2 protein-coding genes and 1 pseudogene are annotated in these 1,720 nt (G+C 60.3%); 2 read left to right on the top strand and 1 reads right to left on the bottom strand.

Annotation, left to right across the window (positions count from 1 at the left end; translation table 11 throughout):
- Positions 1–51: 51 nt before the first annotated feature.
- On the bottom strand, positions 52–540 hold the full coding sequence (locus AC1DWI_RS21965; protein ID WP_477670315.1) for a glycine zipper family protein: 489 nt from the start codon (positions 538–540) through the stop codon (positions 52–54).
- A 138-nt stretch (positions 541–678) separates the two neighbouring features.
- On the opposite strand from AC1DWI_RS21965, the gene AC1DWI_RS21960 reads away from it, so the two are divergent.
- Positions 679–846 (top strand): hypothetical protein, encoded by a 168-nt coding sequence (locus tag AC1DWI_RS21960; RefSeq protein WP_164483721.1) that lies wholly within the window; start codon positions 679–681, stop codon positions 844–846.
- Positions 847–1,340: 494 nt separating this feature from the next.
- Positions 1,341–1,720, top strand: a pseudogene (locus AC1DWI_RS21955) (phosphoenolpyruvate carboxykinase (GTP)); the annotation flags it as partial.

The following is a 1,720-nucleotide window of genomic DNA, read 5'->3' as shown; positions in this document are numbered from 1 at the left end:
GACAGGAATATGGCCGGCTTTGAGGCTTCAGAGCAGCACTAAGCTAAGACCCTAGTTCCAGCCGATCACCTCAAAGCCCTTTTCGCTCAGGCAACGCTGCACAAAGCTACGGTAGGTGCTGTTGGGTTTGTCGTTGTGAAACGCACCTGACACCGCACCCGCAGAGCCGCCCACGGCGGCGCCCGCGGCGCCGGAACGCAGTACGCCTTCGCCGCCGCGCCCGGTGATCAGCGCGCCCACCGCCGAAGCCACACCCCCGACGGCTGCGCCTTCACCGGCACGCCGGCCGACTTCGTTGGTGCTTTGCGACGGGCTGAGCCCGGCGGCCGACGCCCGTGACATGCAGGCGCTGGCCTCCGCCTGGCCTTGCGCGTCACCTACCCGGTTAAGGGTGGCGTTGGGATACAGCACGGGCTTTGCCGAGGCGCTGTTGGGACCGCCGGAAGCGCATGCCGACAACAGGGCCAGGGCGGACAAGGCGGCACCGGCCTGGAAAAAACGGAACCGCTGCTGAGGCGCGAAATGGGCTGGGGATTTCATGTATTCCTTCCACAAATAAGCATGGCAAAGGGTACCGCAAGCCAGGCGCCGGGCATCTTTGTCGCCCGCATCTTCGTGTAACCATCTTCATGCGGGTAAAATCTGCGAAGAGTCTCAAGCATTTCAGGAATCACCCCCATGTCCAGTCCAGCCAGCCACACCACCAATGCAGCCCACGACAGCGCCACCCCCGCCCAGGAGCAGGATGCCGTCGACGCGATCGTTCCGTTGATCCCCATTGTTCTGCCCGTGGTGGGCGGCGTGCTGATGTTCCTGCTGGCGTTTATCGCCATCTACATGGCCTGAAAGCCCCCGCTTTCACCCCAAAAGTCCGCATCTCGCGGACTTTTTTGTTTCCAGGCTCCGTGCCCTCTCCCATCTCTCTCGGCCATCTTCAGCCTGTTCATCGAAGAACCAGCCTGAAATTGCGGGCCGAAACGACCGTCCCGGCATTCTTCGCCCCGATGTCATGACTGCCGGAACCCCGGTGTAGCCTATGCATAACCTCATGCCGGTTATGCATAACTTTTGCCTGTAACTTACAGGTAACTCGCGCCGATCTTCTTAAAATGAATTGACTGGCCGACCCGTGGAAGATGAAAAGCAGCCTCACGCTGCCGCTTTTTGTCATTGCGCCGCAGCACTTTTGAAGCTTGCGCACCGCCCGCCGACCGGGACTTGTTTGTTGTGCAAAGGGAAGCTTCCAAGCCTTATTCCGATAAACGTCTCCGTGTCGCAACCACCCAGGTTGCCGCGCGACGTTTCCCGAAATAACGCTTTTTAACTTTGGAGTTTTTTCGATGAACCATCCCGCGATGCAAGGGCTTAACCTCAACACGCCCCCCTACGTCAAGAATGCCAAACTGATTGCCTGGGTCGCCGACATGGTGGCCCTGTGCAAGCCCGACAACATTTACTGGTGCGACGGCAGCGACGCCGAGTACCAGCGCCTGTGCCAGCAACTGGTCGACGCCGGCACCTTCAAAAAACTCAACGAAGCCAAGCGCCCAAACAGCTTCCTGGCCTGCTCCGACCCGACTGACGTGGCGCGCGTGGAAGACCGCACCTTCATCTGCTCGGCCAAAAAGGAAGACGCCGGCCCGACCAACAACTGGATGGCGCCCGCTGAAATGCGCAGCACGCTGCAGCCCCTGTTTGATGGCTGCATGAAGGGCCGCAC

Source organism: Polaromonas sp. P3_C2, assembly GCF_056402675.1.
Note: the sequence above shows the minus strand (reverse complement) of the source record. Positions and strands in the feature narration are given on the sequence as shown.

Coding starts and splice junctions, on each gene's coding strand:
- AC1DWI_RS21965 (WP_477670315.1), bottom strand. CDS start 540: ATGAAATCCCCAGCCCATTTCGCGCCTCAGCAGCGGTTCCGTTTTTTC.
- AC1DWI_RS21960 (WP_164483721.1), top strand. CDS start 679: ATGTCCAGTCCAGCCAGCCACACCACCAATGCAGCCCACGACAGCGCC.